Annotated in this window: 25 protein-coding genes, 1 tRNA gene and 1 riboswitch; of the genes, 19 read left to right on the forward strand and 7 right to left on the reverse strand. The window is 60.4% G+C overall.

The window, feature by feature from the left end; all coding sequences use genetic code 11:
- The first annotated feature begins 2 nt into the window (after positions 1-2).
- A complete protein-coding gene (locus BJP08_RS07590) occupies positions 3-1,001 on the forward strand; it encodes a 4Fe-4S dicluster domain-containing protein (RefSeq protein ID WP_071569015.1) in 999 nt (332 codons plus the stop codon).
- Positions 1,002-2,096, forward strand: coding sequence for an NrfD/PsrC family molybdoenzyme membrane anchor subunit (gene nrfD, locus BJP08_RS07595; RefSeq protein WP_071569016.1), 1,095 nt, complete (start codon positions 1,002-1,004; stop codon positions 2,094-2,096).
- A gap of 74 nt (positions 2,097-2,170) precedes the next feature.
- Here the strand turns inward: nrfD and selD are convergent, their stop codons facing one another.
- Positions 2,171-3,160 (reverse strand): selenide, water dikinase SelD, encoded by a 990-nt coding sequence (gene selD / locus BJP08_RS07600; protein ID WP_071569017.1) that lies wholly within the window; start codon positions 3,158-3,160, stop codon positions 2,171-2,173.
- 24 nt (positions 3,161-3,184) lie between these two features.
- Between selD and BJP08_RS07605 the strand changes: the two genes are divergently transcribed.
- The 3 genes from BJP08_RS07605 (at position 3,185) to selB (ending at position 6,378) form a co-directional block, all read left to right on the forward strand.
- Positions 3,185-3,279, forward strand: a tRNA-Sec gene (locus BJP08_RS07605).
- Positions 3,280-3,308: 29 nt separating this feature from the next.
- Complete coding sequence (gene selA, locus BJP08_RS07610) at positions 3,309-4,598, forward strand: L-seryl-tRNA(Sec) selenium transferase (protein ID WP_071569018.1); 1,290 nt, start codon at positions 3,309-3,311, stop codon at positions 4,596-4,598.
- 7 nt (positions 4,599-4,605) lie between these two features.
- Positions 4,606-6,378 (forward strand): selenocysteine-specific translation elongation factor, encoded by a 1,773-nt coding sequence (gene selB / locus BJP08_RS07615; RefSeq protein ID WP_071569019.1) that lies wholly within the window; start codon positions 4,606-4,608, stop codon positions 6,376-6,378.
- 20 nt (positions 6,379-6,398) lie between these two features.
- On the opposite strand, the gene BJP08_RS07620 is transcribed toward selB, so the two are convergent.
- The 4 genes from BJP08_RS07620 to BJP08_RS07635 are packed head-to-tail and all read right to left on the reverse strand — an operon-like array spanning position 6,399 to position 9,735.
- On the reverse strand, positions 6,399-6,824 hold the full coding sequence (locus BJP08_RS07620) for a cupin domain-containing protein (protein ID WP_071569020.1): 426 nt from the start codon (positions 6,822-6,824) through the stop codon (positions 6,399-6,401).
- Positions 6,825-6,857: 33 nt separating this feature from the next.
- Entirely contained in the window at positions 6,858-7,883 is a 1,026-nt protein-coding gene (locus BJP08_RS07625) for a hypothetical protein (RefSeq protein ID WP_143110055.1), read from the reverse strand.
- Positions 7,884-7,919: 36 nt separating this feature from the next.
- Complete coding sequence (locus BJP08_RS07630) at positions 7,920-8,807, reverse strand: DMT family transporter (protein ID WP_071569022.1); 888 nt, start codon at positions 8,805-8,807, stop codon at positions 7,920-7,922.
- A 19-nt stretch (positions 8,808-8,826) separates the two neighbouring features.
- Entirely contained in the window at positions 8,827-9,735 is a 909-nt protein-coding gene (locus BJP08_RS07635) for a DUF808 domain-containing protein (RefSeq protein WP_071569023.1), read from the reverse strand.
- Between the two features lie 266 nt (positions 9,736-10,001).
- Between BJP08_RS07635 and BJP08_RS07640 the strand changes: the two genes are divergently transcribed.
- The 8 genes from BJP08_RS07640 to BJP08_RS07675 all read left to right on the forward strand — a co-directional run bounded on the left by BJP08_RS07640 (position 10,002) and on the right by BJP08_RS07675 (position 18,701).
- A complete protein-coding gene (locus BJP08_RS07640; RefSeq protein ID WP_071569024.1) occupies positions 10,002-11,609 on the forward strand; it encodes an ABC transporter substrate-binding protein in 1,608 nt (535 codons plus the stop codon).
- A gap of 118 nt (positions 11,610-11,727) precedes the next feature.
- Positions 11,728-12,654 (forward strand): ABC transporter permease, encoded by a 927-nt coding sequence (locus tag BJP08_RS07645; RefSeq protein WP_071569025.1) that lies wholly within the window; start codon positions 11,728-11,730, stop codon positions 12,652-12,654.
- Entirely contained in the window at positions 12,647-13,612 is a 966-nt protein-coding gene (locus BJP08_RS07650; RefSeq protein ID WP_071569026.1) for an ABC transporter permease, read from the forward strand. Before BJP08_RS07645 ends, BJP08_RS07650 begins: the two co-directional genes overlap by 8 nt.
- Positions 13,609-15,288: an ABC transporter ATP-binding protein gene (locus BJP08_RS07655; protein WP_071569027.1), complete on the forward strand. Its 1,680-nt coding sequence runs from the start codon at positions 13,609-13,611 to the stop codon at positions 15,286-15,288. The genes BJP08_RS07650 and BJP08_RS07655 overlap by 4 nt, the downstream gene beginning before the upstream one ends.
- A 97-nt stretch (positions 15,289-15,385) precedes the next feature.
- Positions 15,386-15,501, forward strand: a riboswitch (TPP riboswitch).
- A complete protein-coding gene (locus tag BJP08_RS07660) occupies positions 15,497-16,096 on the forward strand; it encodes an ECF transporter S component (protein ID WP_071569028.1) in 600 nt (199 codons plus the stop codon). (Overlaps the previous riboswitch by 5 nt.)
- An 11-nt stretch (positions 16,097-16,107) precedes the next feature.
- A complete protein-coding gene (locus BJP08_RS07665; RefSeq protein WP_071569102.1) occupies positions 16,108-17,460 on the forward strand; it encodes an ABC transporter ATP-binding protein in 1,353 nt (450 codons plus the stop codon).
- Positions 17,457-18,218 carry an energy-coupling factor transporter transmembrane protein EcfT gene (locus BJP08_RS07670; protein ID WP_071569029.1) on the forward strand — a complete coding sequence of 254 codons (762 nt, stop codon included), beginning with the start codon at positions 17,457-17,459 and terminating at the stop codon, positions 18,216-18,218. Before BJP08_RS07665 ends, BJP08_RS07670 begins: the two co-directional genes overlap by 4 nt.
- 3 nt (positions 18,219-18,221) lie before the next feature.
- On the forward strand, positions 18,222-18,701 hold the full coding sequence (locus BJP08_RS07675) for a hypothetical protein (RefSeq protein WP_071569030.1): 480 nt from the start codon (positions 18,222-18,224) through the stop codon (positions 18,699-18,701).
- Here the strand turns inward: BJP08_RS07675 and BJP08_RS07680 are convergent.
- Complete coding sequence (locus BJP08_RS07680; RefSeq protein ID WP_071569031.1) at positions 18,698-19,234, reverse strand: DUF402 domain-containing protein; 537 nt, start codon at positions 19,232-19,234, stop codon at positions 18,698-18,700. The two genes, BJP08_RS07675 and BJP08_RS07680, sit on opposite strands and share 4 nt — an antisense overlap.
- Before the next feature lie 7 nt (positions 19,235-19,241).
- Positions 19,242-19,931, reverse strand: coding sequence for a hypothetical protein (locus tag BJP08_RS07685; RefSeq protein WP_071569032.1), 690 nt, complete (start codon positions 19,929-19,931; stop codon positions 19,242-19,244).
- A 182-nt stretch (positions 19,932-20,113) separates the two neighbouring features.
- Between BJP08_RS07685 and typA the strand changes: the two genes are divergently transcribed.
- From typA to dapC, 6 genes are read left to right on the forward strand one after another with little or no spacing between them, the layout of a single operon-like run.
- Positions 20,114-22,030, forward strand: coding sequence for a translational GTPase TypA (gene typA, locus BJP08_RS07690; protein WP_071569033.1), 1,917 nt, complete (start codon positions 20,114-20,116; stop codon positions 22,028-22,030).
- A 30-nt stretch (positions 22,031-22,060) separates the two neighbouring features.
- Positions 22,061-23,740, forward strand: a complete 1,680-nt coding sequence (locus BJP08_RS07695; RefSeq protein ID WP_071569034.1) for an ABC transporter family substrate-binding protein — start codon at positions 22,061-22,063, stop codon at positions 23,738-23,740.
- The gene (gene mshB, locus BJP08_RS07700) at positions 23,724-24,599 is read left to right on the forward strand and encodes an N-acetyl-1-D-myo-inositol-2-amino-2-deoxy-alpha-D-glucopyranoside deacetylase (RefSeq protein WP_071569035.1); all 876 of its coding nucleotides are present in this window, start codon (positions 23,724-23,726) and stop codon (positions 24,597-24,599) included. The genes BJP08_RS07695 and mshB overlap by 17 nt, the downstream gene beginning before the upstream one ends.
- Positions 24,596-24,973, forward strand: coding sequence for a hypothetical protein (locus BJP08_RS07705; protein WP_071569036.1), 378 nt, complete (start codon positions 24,596-24,598; stop codon positions 24,971-24,973). Before mshB ends, BJP08_RS07705 begins: the two co-directional genes overlap by 4 nt.
- Before the next feature lie 13 nt (positions 24,974-24,986).
- Positions 24,987-25,313 (forward strand): ferredoxin, encoded by a 327-nt coding sequence (gene fdxA, locus BJP08_RS07710; protein ID WP_071569037.1) that lies wholly within the window; start codon positions 24,987-24,989, stop codon positions 25,311-25,313.
- A 6-nt stretch (positions 25,314-25,319) separates the two neighbouring features.
- Entirely contained in the window at positions 25,320-26,426 is a 1,107-nt protein-coding gene (gene dapC, locus BJP08_RS07715) for a succinyldiaminopimelate transaminase (protein ID WP_071569038.1), read from the forward strand.
- The last annotated feature ends 5 nt before the right edge of the window (positions 26,427-26,431 follow it).

The following is a 26,431-nucleotide window of genomic DNA, read 5'->3' on the forward strand; positions in this document are numbered from 1 at the left end:
CGATGAAGACAAAGAATCAGATCACCGAATCCCCAGCCAACATCGGGTACGAGAAGGAGGCCCGCAAGGCTTTCTTCACGGATACGTCGATTTGTATTGGCTGTAAGGCGTGTGAGGTTGCATGTAAAGAGTGGAACCGAAACCCGCAAGACGGCTACAAGTTGTCAGGTAACTCCTACGACAACACTGGTTCGCTGAACGCGGATACGTGGCGCCACGTGGCGTTCATCGAGCAGGGCGAGGAGCGTATCCGGCAGGCTCGCGAGGAGGGTGCCAAGCTCGTTGGGCTTGGGATGCCGAGCGTGAAGCCAGCGGAGGAAACTTCGACCCGTGCCGTGCTTCCGGATACCCCGGACTTCCGCTGGTTGATGTCCTCCGACGTGTGTAAGCACTGCACCAACGCAGGCTGCTTGGATGTGTGCCCAACTGGTGCGTTGTTCCGCACGGAGCACGGCACGGTTGTCGTGCAGGACGATGTGTGCAACGGTTGCGGCACTTGCGTGGCTGGTTGCCCGTTCGGCGTCATCGAGCGTCGCAGCGATGGCGGTGTGCGTAAGCGTAATGAGCGCTCCGGTACTGGCGAGGACTTCACACCAGGTGAGAGCGCGCCGATTAAGAACATTGGCGTCGCTCAGAAGTGCACCATGTGCTTTGACCGTCTCCAGGTCGGCGAACAGCCAGCGTGTGCCAAAACCTGCCCGACGACCTCGATCAAGTACGGCACCTACGACGAGATGCTCGCGCTTGCGAAGGCACGAGTGAAGGAACTGCATGCGCAAGGCATGACGGAAGCCCGCCTCTACGGTGCAAACGAGAACGATGGTGTGGGCGGTACTGGCTCGATCTTTCTGCTGCTGGATGCGCCGGAGGTCTATGGTCTTCCGCCAGACCCTGTGGTTCCTACGGCAAACCTGCCGGAGCTTGCGAAGCGTGGCGTTATCGCCGCAGCCGGAATGGTTGGCACTATTGCAGCCGCGGTCCTGATCGGAGGTAGGAAGTAAATGGCTGAGTTTGATAGCTACCGTCCACCACAGGAGCCGCGTCGCCCGCGGCGCCGAGACGTAGCGGAAGGCGATCGCCCGCGCGGTTCTAAGAAGCGCCGCGGTGAGGAGCTGATGGTGCCGGAGGCGAACTTCGAGCACTTTGATTCCTACTACGGCAAGCCGATTGTGAAGTTCCCACCATGGGAGTGGCCGATTGGTGTCTACTTCTTCCTCGGCGGCCTCGCCGGTGGTTCGTCTCTGTTGGCAGTGGGTGCTGACGCGACAGGCAACAGGGAACTGCGTCGCAACATGCGGATTAGTTCGATGGCTGCTGCTGCGGTGGGCTCCGGTTGCCTGGTGCTCGACCTTGGGCGTCCGGAGCGGCTGCTGAACATGTTCCGCGTGTTCAAGCTGTCCTCACCGATGAGCGTTGGCTCCTGGCTGTTGGGTTCGTTTTCTGCGATGCAGGGCCTGGCCGCACTGCCGGAACTTGATGAGCTGACGGGTAAGAAACTGCCGCTGCCAAGCCCGTTGCGTTCGTTCTTTGAGTTCGCAGCAACCCCGGCAGGCATCGCCGGTGGTGTGCTTGCCTCGCCACTGGCCGCGTACACTGCGGTGCTGATCGGTAACACGTCGGTTCCTGCATGGCAGGAGGCCGGTAAGAACCTTCCGTTCGTGTTCGTATCCTCCGCGACCGCCGCGACGGGCGGCATGGGCATGCTCGCAACATCCACGGAAAACGCTGCAGTGCCACGCGCGCTCGGCGTCGCTGGTGCAGCCGCCGACGTTGCGGCAACGGCCTACATGACCAGCCAGTTGGACGACGTCACGAAGGAAGCGTTCTCTACAGGCAAGGCAGGCAAGCTCTTCAAGGCTTCTGAGATTTGTCTCGCTGCTGGCGGTGTTGGTGCGCTGTTCAGCAAGAAGAGCCGCGTGCTCGCCGGTATTTCGGGGCTCGCGTTGATGGCAGGTTCCTGCCTGACACGTTTTGCGGTACTCGAAGCTGGTAAGCAGTCCACCGAGGACCCGAAGTACGTCGTTGAACCGCAGCGGGAGCGTCTGAGGAAGCGCCGTGAAGCAGGCAAGGTTGATGACAGCATCACGACCGCGTAGCTACTACAGGAGCTAATACGCAGCACTGCCCCTCTCACACGCAAGGTGTCGGAGGGGCAGTTCTGTTATTCCAGTTACTTCACCTGAACGCGGCCGTTGCCAGCGACGGTTTCACCGATGACGGGGTAGCCCGGGATCTCGCCGATGACGAGCAGCCCACCTGAAGTCTGAGCGTCTGCAAGGAGCAGCAGCTCATCGCCGTCCAGGTCGGAATCGACGTTGGGGCGGACCCAGTCGAGATTGCGCTTCGAGCCGCCAGGGATGTACCCGGCTTCGAGGGTTTCACGAGCGCCCTCGATGAAAGGAACCTTGGTGTGGTCGATGACGGCGTCGATACCGGAGGCGCGCGCCATCTTGAACAGGTGCCCGAGTAGACCAAATCCGGTGACGTCGGTCGCAGCCTTCACGCCCGCGGCGACGGCCTTTTCCGAGGCCTCCTTGTTCAGCGTTGTCATGACCTCAATGGCTTGCGGGAAGACGTCGCCGGTTGCCTTGTGGCGGTTGTTCAGCAGGCCTGAGCCAATCGGCTTGGTCAGGGTGATTGGTAGTCCAGCCTCTGCCGCGTCATTTCGCATGAGCTTCGCTGGGTCCACGATGCCGGTGGCGGCCATTCCGTAAATCGGCTCAGGCGCGGTGATCGAGTGCCCGCCAGTCACGCTGATGCCTGCTGCGGTGGCCGCGTCCATGCCGCCGTGGAGTACGTCGCGGATGAGCTCGGATGGGAGGACTTCGCGTGGCCAGGCAAGCAGGTTGATGGCGGTGATTGGGGTGCCGCCCATTGCGTAAACGTCGGAAAGTGCGTTGACGGCTGCGATCTTGCCCCAGGTGTAGGCGTCGTCGCAGACGGGAGTGAAGAAGTCGGCGGTGGAAATGACAGCGAGGTCGTCGCGAACATGAATCGCGGAGGCGTCGTCGCCGTCGTCGAGGCCAACAATGACGTTTGGGTCAGCGAAGCCGACGAGTCCTTTTACGGCCTCTTCCAGCTCGCCGGGGGGAATTTTGCAAGCGCATCCGCCGCCGGATGCGTACTGGGTCAACCGAATCTTAGAATTATCAGCAGTCATACCTACATGGTAGCGTTGCTTTTCGGAGGCGTACGTGTCCTGGTGGCCACCCCAGTCTTCAAAACTGGTGAGGTCGAGCATCTCGGCCTGGCAGGTTCGATTCCTGTCCGTCTCCGCCAAAACGTTGTGTTGTTGTAAGGGGAAGCACATGAATGATCCTCGCCGTCGAATCCCTCGCACAGACGCACTGCTTGCGCTCGCAGCGCAGGAGTACACCGCGCTGGCGCCGCACGCGCTCAAGGCGGTTGCGGGGAAGCTACAACAGCGCGCTCGCGACGGCGAGATTTCCCCCGAAGAGGTCACCCCAGAGTTTCTCAAAGCTTGTCGACGCCACCCCGGGTCCCTTACCCCAGTCCTCAACGCGACTGGTGTGGTAGTACACACAAATATCGGCCGGGCGCCGCTTGCCCCGCAGGCAATCGACGCGATGGTGGATGCCGCGCAGTACGTCGACGTAGAGATGGATCTCGCAGCAGGTGTTCGATCCCGCGATAGGGGTAGGGCCGCCACGGATGCGATTTTGGCAGCCTGTCCTGCTGCGGAGGATGCACTCGTGGTCAACAATGGCGCGGCAGCGTTGCTTTTGGCTGTGGCAACGTTTGCCGAGGGACGCGATGTCGTTATCTCTCGCGGCGAGCTCATCGAAATCGGGGCGGGGTTTCGTCTACCGGAGCTCATCGAAAGCGCACGGGTTTCTCTCGTAGAAGTTGGTGCGACGAACCGTACGCACCCCTTTGATTACGAGCGGGCGCTCGACAACGCGGGCGCGGTGCTCAAAGTCCACCCGTCGAATTACAAGGTGCACGGGTTTACCGCAGAGACCACCATCGCGCAGCTCCGCGAAATCGTCCGGCCGCGTGGATGCGCCCTGATCGCCGATATTGGTTCGGGCCTGCTTCACCCAGACCCGTTGCTCCCTGATGAACTAGATGCCACCACGGCCCTGCTTGAGGGCGCGGACGTCGTGCTGTTTTCCGGCGACAAACTTCTGGGAGGCCCGCAGGCGGGCGTGATGGTCGGTACGAAGGACGCCATTGCGAAGCTGAAGCGGCACCCGCTGGCACGCGCCGTGCGCATCGATAAACTGCGGCTCGCGGCGTTGGAGGCGAGCTTGAACATCGACAGCACTCCGGTCCATGACTACCTGCACGCCGAGCCAGACGCCCTCAAGGCCCGCGCCGAAGCGCTGGCGGCGAAGGTGGGAGGCACCGTCGTCCCACACGACGGCCGCGTTGGGGGCGGCGGCGCGCCGGGATTCCCCTTGCCTGGGTGGGCGGTTGCACTCGACCAGTCGCTGGCGGCCCCGTTGCGGACCGGTACCCCGGTTGTACTCGGACGTGTTCACGAGGACGAGCTGCTCATCGACCCGCGCTGTGTGCCACCCGAGCGAGACCACGAGATCGCAGCCGCGATTCAGATAGCCCAAAGAAAGGACTAAGCCGCACGTGTTTGTAGTTGCGACAGCAGGCCACGTTGACCATGGAAAGTCCACGCTGGTCAAGGCCCTCACCGGGATGGAGCCTGATCGGTGGGATGAGGAAAAAGACCGCGGGCTGACGATCGACCTCGGGTTCGTGTGGACCAACGTTGACGGTGAGGACATCGCGTTCGTTGACGTACCCGGACATGAACGCTTCATAGCCAACATGCTCGCCGGGGTTGGACCAGTCACGGATGTCCTGTTCGTAGTTGCCGCCGACGAAGGCTGGATGCAGCAAACGCTTGACCACAGGGATGCCATCAACGCGTTCGGAGTTCAGCATGGTGTCATTGCTATGACAAGGTCGGATAAGGCGGACGCTGGGCGTCGACAGGCAGTAGTTGAAGAAACCTGCCGGAATGTAGCTGGCACCAGTATGGAGCACTGGCCTGTAGTCGAGGTCTCTGCAAAAACGGGCGAGGGCGTCGACGAACTCAGAAGCGCGCTCGTGACGATGTTGCGACACCAGCCCGCAGCGGACCCCGCAGGTCGGATACGCATGTGGGTTGACCGGGCATTTCACATTAAAGGCGCAGGCACCGTCGTTACGGGAACACTCACCAGCGGCACGATCACGCCAGGTCAGGCGCTGACGCTCCAGGCTGCGGCGGGGCAGCGCGAGGTCACTGTGCGTGGTATCCAATCGGAAGACAACGCAGTTGAAGAAGCAAAGCCGACAATGCGCGTCGCGCTCAACCTTCGGGGTGTGAGCGTCGACGAAGTATCGCGCGGCGCGGCGCTGTGCACACCAGGGAAGTGGCACACGACGTCTGTGGTGGATGTGAGACATACCCATGGCGCTGCCCTCAACGATGTGCCGCAGGAGGTTGTCGTGCACATCGGTACCGCGGGCGTGAGCGCGAAAGTGCGCCCGTTCGGTGCGGGGCACGCGCGGCTCATCCTGGAGCACGACCTGGTGTTGAGCATCGGGGACAGGCTGGTGCTGCGAGGCTCCGGAGCACAGCAAATTCTCGGTGGGGTAGAAGCTATCGACGTCGACCCGCCCGCCCTTCCCAGGCGTGGCGACGGGCGGAAGCGCTCAGCGCAGCTGGAGACGCTGCCGGATATCAACGCGGAAATCGCCAGGAGAGTGGCTGTGCCACCGGAGGTGTTGACGCGCCTCGGCTTCCGGGTGGGCGAGCAACCGCCCCAGGGCAACGTGGCGTTCGCCGGGTACTGGATCCGCGCGCAGCAGGTTATGGAGTGGAAAGACGCGTTGCTGCAGGCCTTGCATGCGCACTTGGCGGAGCACCCTTTGTCGGAGGGTTTGGCCACCGGGGCAGCGGTGGAGGCTCTCGGGCTGCCGGATGCGAAATTGTTGCCTCTCGTGGTCGCCGCCGCGAAACTACACACCCGCGATGGTTACGTTTGCAGCACCGCCCGAGTTGATCTCGGGGCGGCAGAGCTGGCGGTGCAAAAGTTGGAGGCGAGGCTTCGTGCTCAGCCCTTCCAGGCCCCCGAGGCGCGCGACCTCGAACAGCTGGGGCTGGGCACGAAAGAGCTTGCAGCAGCGGAGCGGGCCGGAAGGGTATTGCGGCTTGGCGACGGCGTCGTTGTTGCCGCCGACGCGATCACAATTGCCACAGCGAGGTTGCGGGACCTGCCGCAGCCGTTCCGCACCACTGATGCACGCCAGGTGCTCGAGACGACCCGGCGCGTCGCCATCCCGCTGCTAGAGCTCCTGGACGCACGCGGGATTACCCGCCAAGTAGAGGCGGGCGTTCGAGTCCTGGCGTAGCGGCCTCGGAGCAGGCGGGCTTAGTGCTCGTGCTCGTCAGCGTCCGCATCGGCCTTCGTCTCGTGGACGGTGCCGTGCTTGTGCTCCGGTGCTGCGTAGATCGAGTACACCTTCGCCGGAGCGTCGGATTCGTTCACGAAGTTGTGCCACTGGCCGGCAGGGACGAACGCTGCGTCGTCGTCGCCGATGACCTTGTCTACGGTCAGGTTGTCTTCGGATGGGCCGATCATCGCGCGCAGCTCACCGGACTCGACGCGAATGAATTGGTCGTGATCGTCGTGGATCTCAGCGCCGATTTCGCCACCAGCCGGAATGCTCATCACGGTCAGCTGCAGGTGCTTCCCGGTCCACAGGGTATCGCGGAATGCGTCGTTCTCAAGCGTTGCCTGCTCAATGTCGAAAGTTACTGGGTTCGGGCCGTGGTCGGTGCGCAAAATCTTGGACATAATTCCTCCTCGCAAATAGGTTCGGTTGCACCCTCAGCATAGCGTGCTTTCAGGCTTGCGGTGGCGGCCAGCTTCCTCGCTGCGGCGCCGCTGCGCTTTTTGCACTTCGGTGAGGTAGTCGCTGTCGTCGCTGCTAGGGGTCTCGAGCAGGGCTACCTCATCAGGTATCGACGCCACTTCCTCCTCCACAGCGTCCGTATCTACCAGCGGCGCAGGCTTCGCATCAGCAGTGCTCGTTTTCGGACGCGACGGGGTTGCGGCCCGTGAGCGGTCGACGGTTACCGCCCACGAGCCGTCGGGGAACTGGACCGTCTCGAAGGGTTTCCCGGAGTTCGATTCTGATTGGGTAAGGTCAGGCACGCGAAGCCACAGAGGGTCCGTTGCCTCTGCGTAGTCAGCGATGTCGAGGGCTGCCATGCCGTCCAAGAAGAACGCCCGGGCGACGGTGATCTCGTTGTCGGTCGAGGGGGCGTCGAAAAGTATGGTGCGGACACCGTCGACGTCTGCAGCTGAGACGCAGCCGAGCACTCGCTCACCAAGCGTGACCACGACGTCGGAGTTGGACACTTGGAGCCCAACGAACCACTGGCCTGGCGCCAGGCTTGCGAGCTGCTCCGCGCTGAACTCACCCCGTTCCGTATCGATGATCGCCATGTCTCCACTTGGCAGCACAAGGAAGTCGGAGCCTGCATTATTGCGAGGAACGGCGAGCTGCGGAGGCGGCAAAATAACATCGACGGCGAACTTGCCGTGCACTGCATCAAACTTTACCGCAGCCAAGGTCATCGGCAGCAGCTGCGACTGATGGACCCGTTCCAGGTCGACGTAGCGCGCCCTATCGAACTGCGCAATTTCTCCGACAATGCCATTGCCGAGCCTGCGCACCCGCCAGCTTTCCTCGACCGCGTTCGGCTCAAGCACCACCGGCACGTAGGACGTATGACGTGTGCCCCCGAATTCCGCAAACAGGGACGACTGTACGACGTCAGTCACACTGACTTCTTCGCCTGCTCCCCACGTCGATGGAGCAAGCGGATACACCGGTAGAGAAAGTTTCACGACGTCATACTCCTAACTGCATCCGGAATTACGAAATCATTGCTCGGGCCAACGACGAGGCGCCTGCGTAACAGGCGGTGGGGGAGAAGCACCAAACCATGCAATCACCACACCAGCTACCGTGACACACAAGATACCCAACACAAGGTGGGCAGTAAGCACGTCACCCCGAAACACGACACCCAGAATCGTGCCCAGCACCGGCTCGATCGCAAACAGCGTGCCGACAATCTGCGCCGACGTAAACCGTGCCGCCAGCGTGTCAGCCATATATGGGATGGCGACGCCAACAAAGCCTGCCAACGCCAACAGCATCCAACTATGCGCATCAAGCTTGGCCGCGTCACGGATGGAGAACGGCAGCGTGAGCAGGGCCGCAATCGTAATGGAGAGAGCAAGCTCGCCCATCCCACCCGAGGACTTGCCAACCTTTTCCGCAAAGATCGTGTACAGCGCGCAGAAGGCGGCGCCGCACAACGCGAAACCAACACCTAAAGGATTCAAACCGGACGAAGGACCAGCAATCAGCGCGACCCCGGCGAGCGCAACCAACGCCCAGAGCCGGATCCGCCACTGCCGAATACCAAAAAATGTCACACAGCACGGGCCCAAGAAATCAATGGTGATCGCGGCGCCAAGCGGAATGCGGGCGATCGCTGCGTACAAAAACTGGTTCATCAGCGCGATCGACGCGCCGAAAATGAATGCCTGCTTCCACTGCTCCTCCGACATCTCGCGCACATTCGGTCGGAAGACCAGGAGAAGAATGACGGCGCCAAGCAAGAAGCGCAGCGTAGAAATGCTGACAGTACTTGCAACAACGAAGAGAGAAGCAGCGAGCAGCGCGGAAACCTGATTACCCAGCGAACCAATAAAGATAAGTCCGATTGGGCGAACCAAGGTACGAGTCGAGCGCGCTGCCATGCTCCTTACTTTAACCGCCTTAATGGGTCCGCTTGATCGCGGAAACCACGCCAACAACGAGCAAGCCAACAACGAGGCCTGCGGCCAGGGAAATGCCTGTCTCTACGAACCAACCGAGGACACCGTTATGTACGGAGTTTACGGCCCGGTCTACCACTTCGTGGACAAAATGCAGGCCGAAGACTTCGTCAAGGCCGCGAAGAATGAGGTGCCCGCCAACCCACAGCATCGCAACGGTGCCGATCACGCCGATGGCAGAGAGTACGGCGGGCATGGATTTCACCATTGCGCGTCCCAATCCCGCTGCACGGTCACGCTGGATCATCGCGCGGCCAATGTCATCGATCTTGACCAGCAGTGCAACCGCGCCGTAGACAGCAAGGGTGATAAAAATGCCCACTGCGATGAGCACGGCAGCTTCCACCCAGATCGACTGATCGGCCACCTCGTCGAGGGCGATGATCATGATTTCCGCGCTCAGGATGAGGTCCGTTCGAATCGCGCTTTTCACCAGTGCGTCTTCGTCTTGAGAAGATCGGTTTACTGCGGCATCTTCGTCGGCCTCGATATCGCTGGAGAGCTTGTGGACGATCTTCTCAGCACCCTCGAAACATAAGTACGTGCCGCCAACCATCAAAATTGGGACCAGTGCCCACGGCGCAAACGCGTTGAGTGCCAACGCGATCGGCAGAATGATGAGCAGCTTGTTCCGCAGAGATCCCTTCGTGATCTTCCAGATCATTGGAAGCTCGCGCGCCGGGGTCACACCAGAAACGTATTGGGGAGTGACAGCCGCATCATCAATGACGACGCCTGCAGCTTTTGCCGACGTTTTCGCCGTAAGGGAAGCCACATCGTCTGCTGAAGAAGCTGCGGTCCTAGCGATGAGAGCTACGTCGTCAAAGAGGGCGAGGAGACCTCCGGCCATGTGTGTTCCCTTTCCTAGGAATCGTTGCGGTGGGCGACCGAAAGTCTACACGTCGAGCTAGGAATGCTACGCGCCTGTGCAGGCTGTTAGCTGTGAAGGAGCTGGCAGAAAGTACCCCCAAAAGTGTAAAACCATGCAGGAAACCTGAATTATTTACCAATGTCGCAATCTTGTGTGGTGGAATAGAGGGCACTTCTTCAAGTGTGATGTAGTCCACTTGGGTGAATGCAATTGAAGCTAGCTAACAACAATCTGAAGGAGGCGCTGTGCGGACAGTAAAAGCAGCAGCGATCTTGGCGGTAGGAACCCTCACACTCGGATTGGCTGCGTGTGGTGGATCCGGCAACGACGAGGCCGCGAGCGGTCAGGGTGAGTCGACCGGCGGCGACGACTATGTGCTGGTATATGGCACTGAGCCACAGAACCCGCTCATCCCGGGCAACACGAACGAGGTCGGTGGCGGACGCATCATCGATGAGATCTTCTCCGGTCTTGTCTACTACGACACCGAGGGCAAGATTCATAACGACCTCGCAGAGTCCATCGACCTCGAGGGTGATACCCTGTACAAGGTCACCCTGAAGGACGGCATTAAGTGGCAGGATGGCACGCCGGTCACAGCGAACGACTTCGTCGATGCATGGAACTACATTGTTGCGAACTCGCTGCTCGGCGAGAGCTTCTTCGAATCCATCAAGGGCTACGACCCAGAAGGTGTGCCAACCCTCGAAGGGCTGAACGTCGTCGACGACAAGACCTTTACTATCGAGCTGGCTCAGCCAGAGGCAGACTTCCCAACCCGCCTTGGCTACTCCGCGTTCTTCCCGATGCACCCATCCGCGTTTGAGGACATCGACGCATACGGTGAGAACCCAATCTCCAACGGCCCATACAAGCTGGCTGAGTGGAACCACAACCAGGACGCAACCATTGTCCCGAACGAAGAGTATGCAGGTGAAAAGAAACCACAGAACGACGGTGTGACCTTCGTCTTCTACGCGCAGCAGGACGCGGCGTACGCTGATCTGCTCGCGGGCAACCTGGACGTCTTGGACGCTATTCCGGATTCTGCATTCGCAAGCTACGAATCCGAGTTGGGTGACCGTGCGGTCAACCAGCCGTCGGCAATCTTCCAGTCGTTCACCATCCCGGAGAACCTTGAGCACTTCAACGGTGAGGAAGGCCAGCTGCGCCGCCAGGCACTGTCTATGGCGATCGACCGTGACGAAATCACGAAGACGATTTTCCAGGGCACCCGCACCCCGGCGACCGACTTCACCTCGCCAGTCATCCCTGGCCACTCGGACTCTCTGAACGGGGCGGAGGTGCTCGAGTACAACCCAGAGGAAGCCAAGCGCCTGTGGGCTGAGGCCGACAAGATCAAACCATTCACCGGCGAGTTCTCCCTGTCCTACAACGCTGACGGCGGCCACCAGGCATGGGTCGACGCTGTTGCGAACTCCATCCGCAACACCCTCGGTATCGACGCAGTCGGTAACGCATACCCAGACTTCAAGTCTCTGCGTGACGACGTCACAAACAGGACCATCAAGGGTGCGTTCCGCACCGGCTGGCAGGCAGACTACCCGTCGCTGGGTAACTTCCTGAGTCCGCTGTACGCCTCCAACGGTGGCTCCAATGATGGTGACTACGCAAACCCTGAGGTGGACAACCTGCTGAAGGAAGCAGCTGCTGCGGGCGACGTCGAAGCCGCAACGCCTATCTACAACAAGGTGCAGGAGCAGCTTCTGAAGGACCTGCCGGCGATCCCACTGTGGTACTCGAACGTCAACGGTGGCTCCTCGGAAAACGTTGAAAACGTTGCGTTCAACTGGAAGTCCGTTCCGGTGTATACCCAAATCACCAAGAAGTAATATATTCCCTACGCTCTTACCCATCCCCACCCCGTCTGCGTACAAGCATGCGGGGTGTTGGGTTTGGGTGCGTCCACAAGCTCATTTTCACTACGAAGAATAAGGAGAGCCTGCAACTATGTTGCGATATATCGGGCGACGGCTCCTTCAGATGATTCCCGTGTTCTTTGGGGCCACCTTGCTGCTGTACGCACTGGTGTTTCTCATGCCCGGTGATCCTGTCCAGGCCCTCGGCGGCGACCGTGGCTTAACCGAAGCTGCGCGAGCACGCATCGAAGCCGAATACAACCTCGACAAACCTTTCCTCGTCCAGTACTTGCTCTACCTGAAGGGGATCATGGTCGGTGACTTCGGAAAGACGTTCTCCGGGCAACCAGTTGCTTCGGTGATGGCAAACGCATTCCCGGTCACCATTAAACTTGGCCTGATGGCGCTGGCATTCGAAGCGTTCTTCGGTATCCTCTTCGGATTCTTTGCAGGCATTCGTCGTGGCGGTATTTTCGACTCGACTGTGTTGGTTGTGTCGCTGTTCGTCATCGCCGTGCCGTCTTTCGTGATTGGCTTTGTCCTCCAGTACCTTGTGGGCGTGCGCTGGGGCCTACTCCCCGTAACGGTGGGGCGAAACGAGTCCTTCATCGCTCTGCTCATGCCGGCCGTCGTGTTGGGTGCCTTGTCCTGTGCGTACGTGATTCGACTAACCAGGCAATCCATCAGTGACAACCTCCGCGCGGACTATGTGCGCACCGCACGCGCTAAAGGGCTGTCAAAAGGTACGGTGATGTCTCGCCACGTGCTACGGAACTCTCTCATCCCAGTCGTGACGTTCTTGGGCGCTGATCTCGGTGCGCTCATGGGCGGCGCGATTGTGACAGAAGGCATCTTCGGCATCAACGGTGTCGGTGGCACGATCTACCAGGCCATCATTAAAGGTGAACCGGCGACAGTCGTGTCCTTTACCACCGTGCTGGTGATCATCTACATCGTTGCCAACCTGATAGTTGACCTGCTCTACGCAGTACTTGACCCAAGGATCCGCTATGCATAACTCTCAAGATCTCACAGCAGCTGCCCGCGCTGGGCAGGAGTATTTCATCGCGGAAACGGACGAAACCGGACTTGGTGCCGTTGACGCAGTGCAGGACGAGTCTGCCCCCACGAGTCAGTGGGGTGAAGCATGGCGAGCACTGCGACGCCGTCCCCTGTTTTGGGTATCCGCACTCCTGATTTTGTTCGCCATTCTGCTTGCCCTGGTGCCGGGCCTGTTTACTAGCGTGGACCCGCGTGAGTGTATGCTCTCTCGCTCGCTCGGCACGCCTGAGCCTGGCCACCCGTTCGGGTTCGATCGTCAAGGCTGCGATATTTACGCTCGTACAGTTTATGGTGCACGTGCGTCAGTCACAGTCGGTGTGCTTACTACGATCGTCGTGACGGTCCTAGGTTCACTGATCGGCGCGATCGCCGGTTTTTATGGTGGCATTTGGGACACGCTGCTGTCCCGCCTGACGGATATTTTCTTCGCTGTGCCACTCGTGCTGGCAGCGATCGTCGTGATGTCCATGTTCCAGAACCAGCGCTCCATCTGGATGGTGGTGTTCGCGCTCTCCATGTTTGGCTGGACGCAGATTGCACGTATCGCGCGCGGCGCCGTGATGGGTGTGAAGAATGACGAATTCGTGACAGCTGCCCGCGCGCTAGGCGCGAGCGACGTGCGGATCATCTTCTCACACATCCTGCCGAACGCGGCTGCGCCAATCATTGTGTACGCCACCGTCGCGTTGGGCACGTTCATCGTCGCAGAAGCGACCCTGTCGTTCCTAGGTATCGGTTTGCCGACGACAGTCGTGTCGTGGGGCGGCGACATTTCCGCTGCGCAGGCATCTCTGAGGACACAGCCAATGGTGCTGTTCTACCCTGCAATTGCTTTGGCACTGACGGTGCTGAGCTTCATCATGATGGGTGACGCTGTGCGCGACGCCCTTGACCCTAAATCGAGGAAACGATGAGCGAGTTACAAGATCAACCGCTACTCGAGATAGCGGACCTGAAAGTCACATTCGAGTCGACCACCGGTGTTGTCGAAGCGGTTCGCGATTTCGACCTGACGATCTATCCAGGCCAGTCGATCGCTATCGTGGGCGAGTCGGGGTCGGGCAAGTCCACCGCAGCGATGTCCATCTTGGGGCTGCTGCCTGGGACGGGCAAGGTTACGAGCGGTTCCATCAAGCTGAATGGCGAAGAGCTGACAGAGCTTGATGAGAAGGGATGGCAGAAGGTCCGAGGCAACAAGATTGGTCTTGTGCCGCAGGACCCGATGAGCAACCTGAACCCGGTGTGGCGTATTGGTACACAGGTGGAAGAGTCCCTTCGCGCAAACCACGTGGTGGAGGGCTCTGAGCGCCACGCACGCGTCGTGCAACTGCTCGAGGAAGCCGGCCTACCTGAGGCCGAGCGCCGCGCCAAGCAATACCCACACGAGTTTTCTGGTGGTATGCGCCAGCGTGCACTCATCGCGATCGGCCTTGCCGCGCGCCCTGAGCTGCTCATTGCTGACGAACCGACGTCCGCGCTGGACGTGACGGTGCAGAAGAAGATTCTCGACCACTTGGAGACGTTGACTGAGGAACTCGGCACGGCGCTGCTGTTCATCACACACGACCTCGGTCTGGCCGCCGAGCGCGCGGATCACCTGCTGGTGATGCACCGCGGGCGGATCGTGGAGAAGGGGCCGAGCCTGCAGATTCTGCGGAACCCGCAGCACCCGTACACGAAGCGCCTTGTCACTGCCGCTCCTTCCTTGGCATCCGCACGCATTCAGAGCGCGAAGGCGAAAGGTATTGAATCTGACGAAGAACTTGTTGCCGGTCACCATGATTCTGAAGAAGTGGTGCTGAGCGTGCAGAACTTGGTGAAAGAGTTCGACGTTCGCGGACAGAAAGGCAAGCAGAAGGTGCTGCGTGCTGTCGACGACGTCTCGTTTGACGTTCGGCGCGGCACGACACTAGCACTCGTTGGTGAGTCCGGCTCCGGCAAATCGACGGTTGCGAACATGGCGCTGCGGTTGTTGGAGCCAACGAGTGGACGAGTCTTGTTCGAAGGGCAAGACATCGCAAAGCTTAAGGGCCGCGAGTTGTTTGATATGCGTCGCAAGATGCAGGTGGTATTCCAGAACCCGTACGGTTCGCTGGATCCGATGTACTCCATCTATCGCTGCATTGAGGAGCCGTTGACGCTGCACAAGGTCGGCAACCGGAAGGAGCGCGAGGCACGAGTAGCGGAGTTGCTCGACTTGGTGCAGATGCCGCGATCGGCGATGCGTCGATACCCGAATGAGCTGTCCGGTGGTCAGCGTCAGCGCATCGCAATTGCACGTGCGATGGCGCTGGACCCGGAGGTCATCGTCCTGGATGAGGCAGTGTCGGCACTGGACGTACTCGTGCAGAACCAGATTCTCCGACTGCTCACTCATCTTCAGGAGGAGATGCGGCTTTCGTACCTGTTCATCACGCATGACCTCGCGGTGGTCCGCCAGACGGCTGACGACATCGTGGTGATGCGGCAAGGTAAGGCCGTCGAGCAGGGCCGGGCCGATGACATCTTCGATAGCCCTCAGGATCCGTACACACAAAACCTGATTAATTCGGTACCTGGGCTCAATATTGAGTTGGGCGTCGGAGAGTAGGTCCTACCTGCCCAATTGTTCCAAAACGTTACGCCACAATCCAGGTTATGAACGCCGCGATTGTGGCGTAGCGTTTAGGAATGTACAGTATTGTCACAAATTCATACACGGGTGCCTTTGTGGGAAAGAAAAGCGAAGGCTGAGATGCAACAGCGAACCGTTGAACCTGATCCGGATAATGCCGGCGTTTAGGAAGGAATGTAAGCGTATGAATACGCGTGGAAGCCATTCGTGGCGTGTTATTGATATTGTTACCGCAGCTGTTTTGGGGGTGGCGTGCGGGCTCATCTTTTGGATGTGGAACAGCGTCGGGTACGCGGGCTTTAAAGCCTTCGACGCTCTCACCCCTGGCCTTGGTGGCCTGTTCACCGGGATTTGGTTCCTCGGTGGAACGCTGGGTGGCTTGGTTATCCGTAAGCCTGGCGCTGCGGTTTTCGTCGAGGTGCTTGCGGCGTCGGTGTCTGCTGTCATCGGAAGTCAGTGGGGGATTGAGACGCTGTACTCCGGGCTCGCACAGGGCCTTGGCGCAGAGATTGTGTTCTTGATCTTCGCGTATAAGAAGTTTTCGACGACGGTTGCAGTTCTTGCCGGCATGGGCAGTGCAGTAGGTGCGTTCGTACTTGAGCTGTTCTTGTCTGCCAACTTCGCGATGGGCTTGGCGTTCAACGTGATCTACCTCAGCTGCATGCTGGTATCTGGTGCGTTGCTGGCCGGAATTGTTGGGAAGCTTCTGGTTGATGCACTGGCCAAGACTGGTGCGCTTGACCGGTTTGGTGCAGGACGCGAGCGTTTCCAGCAGGAGGTATAGCCTCGGTGGCTGTGGGAGACCAGGTCATCCAGGCGCAAGGCCTGGGCTATAAGCACGCAACGCGCCCGAACCCTGCGTTTACCGGTGTGGACTTGACCGTCTCCCGTGGGGAGCGGGTCCTACTTACTGGCGATTCTGGTGCGGGTAAATCAACGCTGCTCGCAGTGCTTGCCGGGTTGGCAGCGCACGGTGAGGATGGGCAAGTCTTTGGCACGGTCAAGGTGAACGGCACGGTCGGCATGGTGATGCAGGACCCCGAGGCCCAAACCATCCTGACTCGTGTTGGGGATGACGTTGCGTTTGGCGCTGAGAATATGGGGATTTGTCCTGAGGAGATTTGGCCGCGCGTGCATGAGGCCCTCGATGCCGTGGGGCTGGACGTGCCGCTGGACCACAACACCGCGCACCTTTCCGGTGGGCAGAAACAGCGACTAACGCTGGCAGGCGTGTTGGCGATGGGCGCGGACATCATCTTGTTGGACGAGCCCACCGCGAACCTTGATCCCGAGGGACGCGACGATGTGGTGCGCGCGGTCGATGCCGTGTGCCGCCGGACAGGGGCGACCCTGATCGTGGTAGAGCACCGACCTGCGCACTGGGTTGATTTCGTGGATACCTTCTATCACCTCACCGCAGAGGGGCTGCAGCCTAGCGGCCCTGACCAGCTACCGATGCCGCCGCAGTTGCCGCCAGCATTAGACGTTCCGGTGAACACGGATTTCGCGCTGCGTACTGAGGACCTTCAGGTGGCGTTCGGGTCCCCTCGCAACATTGAGGTGCCGGAGGGGTTCTCGACCGTGATTACAGGCAAGAACGGTGTAGGGAAAACGACGCTCGTGCAGGCGTTGGCGGGACTCGTCGCGCCTCTGAGTGGCGCTATCGAGTACTCGCTGCGTATTCGGAACGGTTTGACTACGCCGTCGCACCGCTGGAAGTCGAAGGACTTAGCGCAGCGGATCGGTTATGTGTTCCAGGAACCGGAGCACCAGTTTGTGACCGCAAATGTGCGTGAGGAAGTCGCATTGTCGGGAGCGCCGAAACATCGCGTGGACGAGTTGTTGCAGCGTTTGCGGCTTGACCATGTGGTGGATGCCAACCCGTTTACGCTTTCGGGTGGGGAGAAGCGCCGACTCTCAGTTGCGACTGCCCTGGTCAACGCCCCTGAGCTGCTTATTCTTGACGAGCCTACGTTTGGGCAAGACGATCGAACGTTTGTTGAGATTGTTTCGTTGATTCGTGAGTTGGCCAATGAGGGGAAGACGATTATGTCTATTACCCACGATGAGGCGTTCGTTGGTTCGTTGGGCGACCACATGGAGGAGCTGCGCAACGACGCAGGTCCCGTAGATGAGGTGGACGCATGAACTTGCTCAACGGCATTAACCCCGTAACCCGTATCCTTGGGCTGGCTCTGTTGACCACGCCGCTGATGGTGACAATCGATTGGGTTTCTGCTGTTGTCGCCATCGTGTTCACGCTAGCGGTCGTGCCGCTGTGTGGACTGTCATTTGGAACGTTTTTTAAGCGTGCGCTGCCGATTCTTTTTGTTGCACCGCTTGCGGGTATCCCGATGGCGTTGTACGGCCAGTCCGGGGGAGCAACGTACCTGGAGTGGGGGCTCATCCATGTGACGGAGCTTTCCATTTCGCTTGCGCTGTCCATGGTGCTTCGCGTGTTCGCGATCGCACTGCCCGTGATTGTGCTGTCTGCGCATGTAGATCCGACTGATCTCGGTGATGGGCTTTCACAAGTGCTGAAGTTGCCGGAGCGTTTTGTCCTGGGATCAGTGGCTGCGTTTCGCATGTTGACGCTGCTTCGTGAGGATGTTGAGGCGATGCGGATGGCGCGTCGTGCCCGTGGCATTGCGGATACGGGGCGTGTGAAGTACTGGTTTTCGTTGGCCTTCGGCTTATTGGTGATGTCGCTGCGCAGGGCGGGCAAGCTGGCGACGGCAATGGAGGCCCGAGCATTCGGCGGCCCTCAAAAGCGTACGTGGGCTCGAGAGTCTCGGCTTACCAGGCGCGATTGGGTTGTCATGGCTATATGCATTGCCGTTGCGTGCGTCGCGTTGGGGCTTTCGGTTGCTACTGGGTACTTCCGGCCAGTGTGGAGCGTCTCGTAGGTCATGGCGTACACACTGCTTATCGACGGCCTCTCCGGCGCAGGTAAAACCACACTGGCTAAGCAAATCGGTGCTGCGCTGGGCATTCCGGTGGTGCATTGCGATGAGTTCTATCCCGGCTGGAACGGGCTTGAGGAAGGCGCGCGGATCGTGGCACGTGACGTGCTCTCACTGCAGGATCCTGGGTACTGGCGTTGGGATTGGGAACGCAATTGTCGTGGGGAGTGGGTGAGCCTGGACCCGACTTCGGATCTGATCGTTGAGGGCGTGGGGGCTGTCACTGAGGGTTCGATCGTGGCGGCGAGGGCACGTGGCTGCGTGAACACATTGTGGGTGGATGCGGCGGAGTCTCTGCGCCGTTCGCGGGCGCTGCTTCGCGATCCAGAGTACGCGCGGTTTTGGGACATGTGGGCAGCCCAGGAAAAGGAACAACGTGTGCGGCGGGGTGCCGTGTACTTCGACGCGGTTATCGAACGTTGCTAGTCAGCCGGGGTGAGCGTAACGTTCTTTGCCCAGGTTAAGTCGATGCCAAGCGCGCTGAGCCAGCGCATTGCGTTGTCTCCGTGTCGGGTGATTCCCTCGACAGCGTTGAGAGTGACCTCCATCGCACGTTCGGCTTCTTTGGCAGTGATGAGTCCGGCGGAGGTAGCTGCGGCGAGCTCGTCAATGTCAAGGACTTCGATAGGACGGCCGGTCACCGACACAAGGTCGACGTAGAGGTCGCGGGTCTGCCAGACGCCGTCGTGTTCAATGATGTCTGCGACGTCGAAGTAGAAGTCCTGCTGCACGTCGATACCTTCGCGGAAGTGGAAAATGTTTGCGCGAAGGCCGAGGGACGGAAGTAGCCAGCTTTCCAAGTACCCGAATCTTGGGTGATTGGCGCCGCGGGCCATGTACAGACCGAAATCGGTCGTCGTGAAGACATCCACGTCGCGCAGGAATCCCTTAGGGTCGGTGTTGATCTTCGACGAAGTGTCGAAAGTTTCCTGCTTCACTGGATGAAGGTCGACGGTCATAGGGCGCTTACCTTACGTTGAACTGTGCTGCTGTCGGAGCGAAGTGACAGACATTGTTCTTGGTGCGTGCGGCACCGTCTATCACTGCGAGGACCTTTCCAGCTCCTGTTTTAGCGGTCGCGGACAGGGTGGTTGGTCCTGTTGGGTTTATCTGATTGTTCGCGAGTGGTGTTACACCGGTTTTGCCGGTGTTGAGGTTGATCCAGTACGCGTTCATGAGACCTTGGCGTTCTGCGGCGGGTGGGGTGCCAAGGGCAGTAAAGACGAATGTGGCTTCCCCAGCTTTAGCGCCGGGGGCTGGTGTTGGAGCGGGGCCCGGTACGACGAGCGCGGAGGCGGTGGAGTGCAGTCCTGGTCCGATGCAGTTGCTGGACACCGTCGGCCAATAGAACTGCGTAAAGGCGGGAGCATCGTTCGGCAGTGGTGGGCCGCCAAGTTCTCCTTTACCTGCAAAGAAGTTCACGGCCGTGCGCAGTGCATTGGCGACCTGTGGCGGAACGAAAGGCTGATCGGCGAACTGGTTGATGCGGGCAGCCGTGTCATTGGTTGGGCGTCCGAGGCTATCAACAGCAGAAGAGAGAGATGACGGGATGTTGGGCTGCTGCGCATTCGCCAGCGGCGCGACGACGAGTGTGCACGCAGCGCAGAGCGCAGTAAGGTGTCGGGCGGCGCGACGCGTGAGGTGGGAGGGGTGCACGGAGTGACCTAACTTTCCTTCGCATGACGAGTATGGGTGGCCGTCGAAAAGCCATAACCCTAGTCACAATAGTCACTTTTGTCACAGGGTCAAGTGGTGGGCGGGCTGTAAGGTGCATGTTTGATGCTTTGCGAGTAGCATTTAACCGTTATTTCCACCTATGCGAAGGAGCACCGGTTTCAGTGTCGCATCCTGAATTTCGAAACGTAGCGATTGTCGCTCACGTTGACCACGGCAAGACTACATTGGTCAACGCAATGCTGGAGCAATCCGGCGTATTCTCTGACCACGGCGAACACGGTGACCGCGTGATGGATTCCGGCGAGCTCGAGTCCGAGCGTGGCATCACCATCCTGGCCAAGAACACCGCTATCCGCCGCAAGGGGAAGGGTAGGGACGGCACCGACCTCGTCATTAACGTGATCGATACGCCGGGACACGCTGACTTCGGTGGTGAGGTCGAGCGCGGCTTGTCCATGGTCGATGGCGTTGTGCTGCTTATCGACGCCTCCGAGGGGCCACTTCCGCAGACTCGTTTCGTGCTGGGCAAGGCACTGGAAGCGAAGAAGCCGGTCATCATCTGCGTGAACAAGACTGACCGCCCGGACGCCCGCATCGACGAGGTTGTCGAGGAAGCGCAGGACCTGCTGCTGGAGCTCGGCGCCGGCCTCGAAGACCCGGAGGCAGCTGAAGCTGCGGAAAATCTGCTTGAGCTCCCCGTGCTGTACACGTCGGGTCGTGCCGGCCGGGCATCGCTCGAGAACCCGGGCAATGGCAACCTGCCGGACAACGATGATCTGCTTCCGCTATTCAACGTCATCTACGACGTGCTGCCGGAGCCTTCCGCCGAGATCGACGCGCCGCTGCAGGCGCAGGTCACGAACCTTGACTCCTCGTCGTTCCTGGGTCGTATCGCGTTGATTCGCGTGTACAAGGGCACTGTCAAGAAGGGCGACACGGTCGCGTGGGTGCACTACGACTCCGAGGGCGAGCAGCACGTCAAGAACGTGAAGATCGCCGAACTACTGGTCACCGAGGGACTCGACCGTGTTCCGGCGAAGGACGGCGTCGTCGCGGGTGACATCGCTGCAGTGTCGGGCATCGACGAAATCATGATTGGTGACACACTGTGCGACGTCGACCACATTGAGCCGCTCGAGCGCATCAAGATTGACGATCCCGCAATTTCGATGACGATCGGTGTGAACACCTCGCCGATGGCAGGCCGTAACGGTGGCGACAAGCTGACCGCCCGCATGGTGAAGGCGCGCCTGGACCAGGAGCTCATCGGTAACGTCTCCATCAAGGTGTTGCCGACCGAGCGCCCGGACACCTGGGAAGTGCAAGGTCGCGGCGAGATGGCCCTGACCGTGCTGATTGAAACGATGCGTCGTGAAGGCTTTGAGCTGACCGTTGGTAAGCCGCAGGTAGTGACCAAGGAGATCGACGGTAAGGTGTACGAGCCGTACGACCACATGGTTATCGACGTCCCCTCCGAGCACCAGGGCGCTGTTACCCAGCTGATGGCGGCTCGTAAGGGCCAGATGACGGCGATGGGCAACACGGGCTCCGGCGATTGGGTTCGCATGGAGTTCGACGTTCCGGCTCGTGGCCTGATTGGTTTCCGCACGACGTTCTTGACCGAGACCCGTGGTGCAGGCATTGCGAACTCCTACTCGATCGAGCACCGCCCCTGGGCCGGCGAGATCAAGGGGCGCCCAACCGGCTCGCTGGTTGCCGACCGTTCTGGGCAGGTTACTGCGTACGCGCTGACGCAGCTTGCCGACCGTGGTGACTTCTTCGTTGAGCCGGGCGCAGAGACTTACGAAGGCATGGTCGTTGGCGCGAACAATCGTGATGAGGATATGGATATCAACATCACGAAGGAGAAGAAGCTGACGAACATGCGCTCCGCTACCGCTGACGCAACCGTTACGCTGGCGAAGGCCCGCACGCTGTCCCTCGACGAGGCAATTGAGTTCTGCGACGACGACGAGTGCGTCGAGGTCGCCCCGGAGGCAATGCGTGTGCGCAAGATCATCCTCGATTCCACGGAGCGGGGCCGTGCCCGTTCCCGCGCAAAGCAGCGCAATAAGTAGTCAGGTACTGGTGCGGTAGTATCTACTGCGATGAATCCGCACCACTTTTCAGCGCCACGCCGCTCGCGACCACTGCGAGTCGGCGTGGCGCTGCTTGCGTGCTGTAGCGTGGCCGCGCTTTCTGCTTGCGTTGCGTCGCCGGGGCCGCCACCGCTGGTGGACCCAAGTGATGCCGCGGCGCGTGAGATGTACGAGCAGGACACAACTACTACCGCCTCTGCGGAGCCGGAGGGGAAGACGCGAGCACGCTCGCAGGTGGATGTTGGCGTCGATTCGCTTCGCAACGGGCTCAACCCGCATCTGATCGCTGACGAATCAGCGGTTGTTCGAAGCGTGGCGAACCTTGTGCTTCCTAGCGCGTTTCATAACGGGGTCAGAAACTCCGCGCTGCTGAATGGGGCGACGGTTGTCGCTGGGTCGCCGCAGGCGATGACGGTGCGTTACATCATCCGTGACACGGCGCAGTGGTCTGATGGCACGCCGGTGACTGGAGCCGACTTTGCGTACCTGTGGCGTGGGATGCGGTCCACACCAGGGGTGCGAAACCCGGCCGGGTACCGTGCAATTGAGGCGGTACGCGTCAGTGGTGCGACTGGCAAGGTTGTTGACGTCGACTTTTCGGAGCCGGTCGCTGACTGGCGCGGGCTTTTTGATAACTTGCTGCCTGCGCACGTATTCGCGGCAGATGGTTCGGACTTCGGCGTGGCGCTGCGCGAAACGATTCCTGTCTCGGCTGGCCGCTACATGGTGCGCGGAGTGGATCGCGGACGCGGGACGATCACGTTGAACCGTAACGATCGTTTTTGGGCAGCGAACCCGGCCAAGATTGATATTTTGACGCTGCACGCGGTGCGCGGCACGACGCAGATTGCGGACCAACTGCGAACCGGCCAGCTCGCGTTTGTCGACCGTGTGCCAGGGGAGACCACGAGTCGCGTTCTGGACCTGGTGCCGGGCGTGCAGTCGAGGACGTTAGACTCGCCACGGGTGCTTGGCGCTGTGCTGTCTGCTACTTCCGGAATGTCTCCGGAGGTACGCGCGGAGCTGCGTTCCCTGATTGATATCCCGCTGCTGGCAAGCATCGCGTTGGACCGTACCGCTGACGTCGCGGTTGCGGAGCACGGACGTGTGAGCGCACAGGACCCTCAGGCTGTGTACACGCATGTCGCGTTGCATGGCGCTATTCGGATTGGTGCGGACCTTGCGGACCCAACTGCGATCGCGGCAGCCAGGTCGATGGTGGACATGCTGCAGGCACGCGGGGTGACAGCGCGAGTGGTGGCGACTGATTTCGGCTCGCTGATCCGCTCGGGCTTGGAAGAGAACACCGTCGACGTCCTGGTGGCGTGGCAGCACGACCCGGAGAATTTGTCCGACGCTGCGAGCCGCTTGGACTGCGTTGCGGGCGCCCCGCGCGCGGGCAACCTTGCCGGTTTTTGCGAGCTGCATTCTGTCGCGCTTGCGAAGGAAATCCTGGCAGGTTCGTACGGGCTGACGCAGGCCACGCGGGCGGTCAACGATGTACTCGAGAAGGAGGCGTTATGGATGCCGATTGCGCGCGAGCGTCGTATCATCGCCCTCGGGGAGGGCATCATCGGGCCGGATACAGATTTGAATAACTGGCAAGCAGGCTTATCGACGGCCGCTTCGTGGCGCCTGCAGCCGAAACGAGACGAAGGAGACCGGAACAACCATGCACAACTCCCGTGACCTACAGGGCTATCGCGTCCTTGCTGTGCACGCTCACCCCGACGACGAGTCCATCACCATGGCGGGGACACTCTTCGACCTAGCGCGACGCGGAGCAGACGTGCTTGTAGTGACGTGCACGTTAGGTGAGGAAGGTGAGGTGATCGGCGAGCCCTACCAGCTGTTGACGAATGACCACGGTGACCAGCTCGGCGGGTTCCGTATCGCGGAGCTGCACGGCGCCCTTGATGCGATCGGTGTTCGCGGTGAGTTCCTTGGCGGTGCTGGTTGTTTCCGCGACAGCGGGATGGAGGGGTCGGAGGCCAGCAAGAACCCTCGCGCGTTCGTCAATAGTGGGCGTCGCGCGGTTGATGCCTTGCTTGAGGTGCTGCGCCGGGAGCGCCCGCACCTTGTGCTGACCTACGGCCCTGACGGCGGGTATGGGCACCCGGATCACATTCGTGCGCACGAGATCGTGCATGAGGCCGCTGAGGAGTTCGATATCCCGCGCATCCTGTGGGCAGTGCGTAGGAGGGATGAAACGGATGCATTGCTGCCGCAGGTAGCGCCTGAAGGGTGGCGGCTGCCCGAGCCAGGTGAGCTCGACGGCGTCGATAGCGTCGACGTCTCGGTGCGCCTGGACGACGAGGCGTACAGTGCAAAGATTGCCGCGATGGCTGCACACGCGACGCAGATCTGGGTCGCGGATGGCCGGACGAGCGCGACGAACCCACATTCGGTGCTGGGCAACGGTCCAGTCATGTACTACGCACTGTCGAACTTGATCGTGCAGCCAATTCAGCCGTTTGAGCACTTCCAGCTCGGTGGGGGCGAAGCGGTCGTCGATAAGGCTGACGTGCTCAGTGGCCTTGAGCGATGACTGACACCCGCGACAAAACCGATATCCCCCGTGGAGAGAAGGTAGCGGGAGTCATCTGGCTTTCCGTCGGCGCGCTTATTTCACTTTTGCTGGAGGCTGTCAACTTGGACACACGAATCGCAGGAATCGCGGTGCCGTTTACTGCAGTCATCGCGGCGCTCTTTAACAGCGTGCTGACGAAGACCGCAGCGTTGTGGTCGGACCTTGTGCTGGTCAAGCTTGTGCCGCTTACCGTTTGGGTGGCGGGCTTCTTCGTCCTGCTGAGTGCCCTCCCAGCCAGCGGGGCGATGGTGCTTCCTGCGAGCCCGCTGACCCTTGTGCTGCTTTTTGCAGGCTTGAGTGGGGGCGTTTGGCCCCTTTTCGGTCGAAAGTGACATACTGTAACGCATGACTTATGTGATTGCTCAACCTTGCGTGGACGTAATGGACCGCAGCTGCGTCGAAGAATGCCCAGTCGACTGCATCTACGAGGGCAAGCGCATGCTCTACATTCACCCAGACGAGTGCGTCGACTGCGGTGCATGTGAGCCAGCTTGCCCAGTAGAAGCTATCTTCTACGAGGATGACACTCCAGAAGAGTGGGCAGAGTACTACGACGCAAACGCCGGCTTTTTCGACGAGCTTGGCTCGCCAGGCGGAGCAACCAAGCTTGGGCCTCAAGATTTCGACCACCCATTTGTGGAGGCGCTTCCACCGCAGAACCAGGACGGTTAATACTGCATGAGCACGCACGATCGCGCCAGCTTGGGGGAGCAACTGCCGGAGTTCCCTTGGGATACCATCCTTGACGTCAAGCAGAAGGCTGCTAGCCACCCCGGTGGACTTATTGACCTTTCAATCGGAACACCGGTAGACCCCGTCGACCCGTCTATCCAGCTTGCGCTGGCCGAACATGCAGCAATTCCTGGGTATCCGCCGACGCAGGGGTCAACAGCCCTGCGTGAAGCGATCGCGGATTCCCTGCAGCGGCGATACAACATCCACGGGCTGCACGCTGACGCGGTGCTTCCAGTTATCGGCACCAAGGAAGCCGTCGCGTGGCTTCCGACCATGCTCAACCTGCGTGGGGGCACCGTGGTGATCCCGGAGATCGCGTACCCAACGTACGAGGTTGCCGCGGTACTTGCAGGCTGCAAGGTCGTGCGCTCCGACGCTCCTGTCGATGGCGCTTCGCTGGTCTTTTTGAACTCCCCAAGCAACCCAACCGGACGCGTGCTCTCAGCACAAGAGATGCGTGTGTGGGTCGACTTCGCGCGGGAGACAGGCGCGATCATCGTGTCTGATGAGTGCTACATGGGCCTGGCGTGGGACGAAAATCGTGCCCCGGTGTCGTTGCTCGACCCGGCGGTCAGTAGCGGCGACAATACCAACCTTTTGGTCATGCACTCGCTGTCGAAAACCTCGAATATGGCTTCATACAGAAGCGGATTCATCGCCGGAGACGAGTCACTCGTGCAGGAGCTTCTCCTGATGCGCAAGCACACCGGGATGATGATGCCGGGGCCGATCCAGGCCGCAACGCTGGCTGCGCTCCAGGACGATCAGCACGAAACGCTCCAGCGGCTGCGCTACGCCAACCGCCGCGTGACGCTGTTGCGCGCACTGCTCGATGCCGGATGTAGCGTCGACCATTCCGAGGCAGGGCTGTACCTCTGGACCCGTAGGGACGGGGCAGACGCCCGCCAGACGCTCGACTGGTTCGCGCAGCGTGGCATCTTGGTCGCGCCAGGGGACTTCTACGGCCCAGGCGGCTCGCAGCATGTCCGAGTCGCCCTCACGGCCTCCGACGAGGCCATCGCTGGGGCCGCGCAGCGACTCTCGGAGTAGCCCCT

This window comes from Corynebacterium sp. NML140438, from assembly GCF_001875725.1.
Classification (GTDB): Bacteria; Actinomycetota; Actinomycetes; order Mycobacteriales; family Mycobacteriaceae; genus Corynebacterium.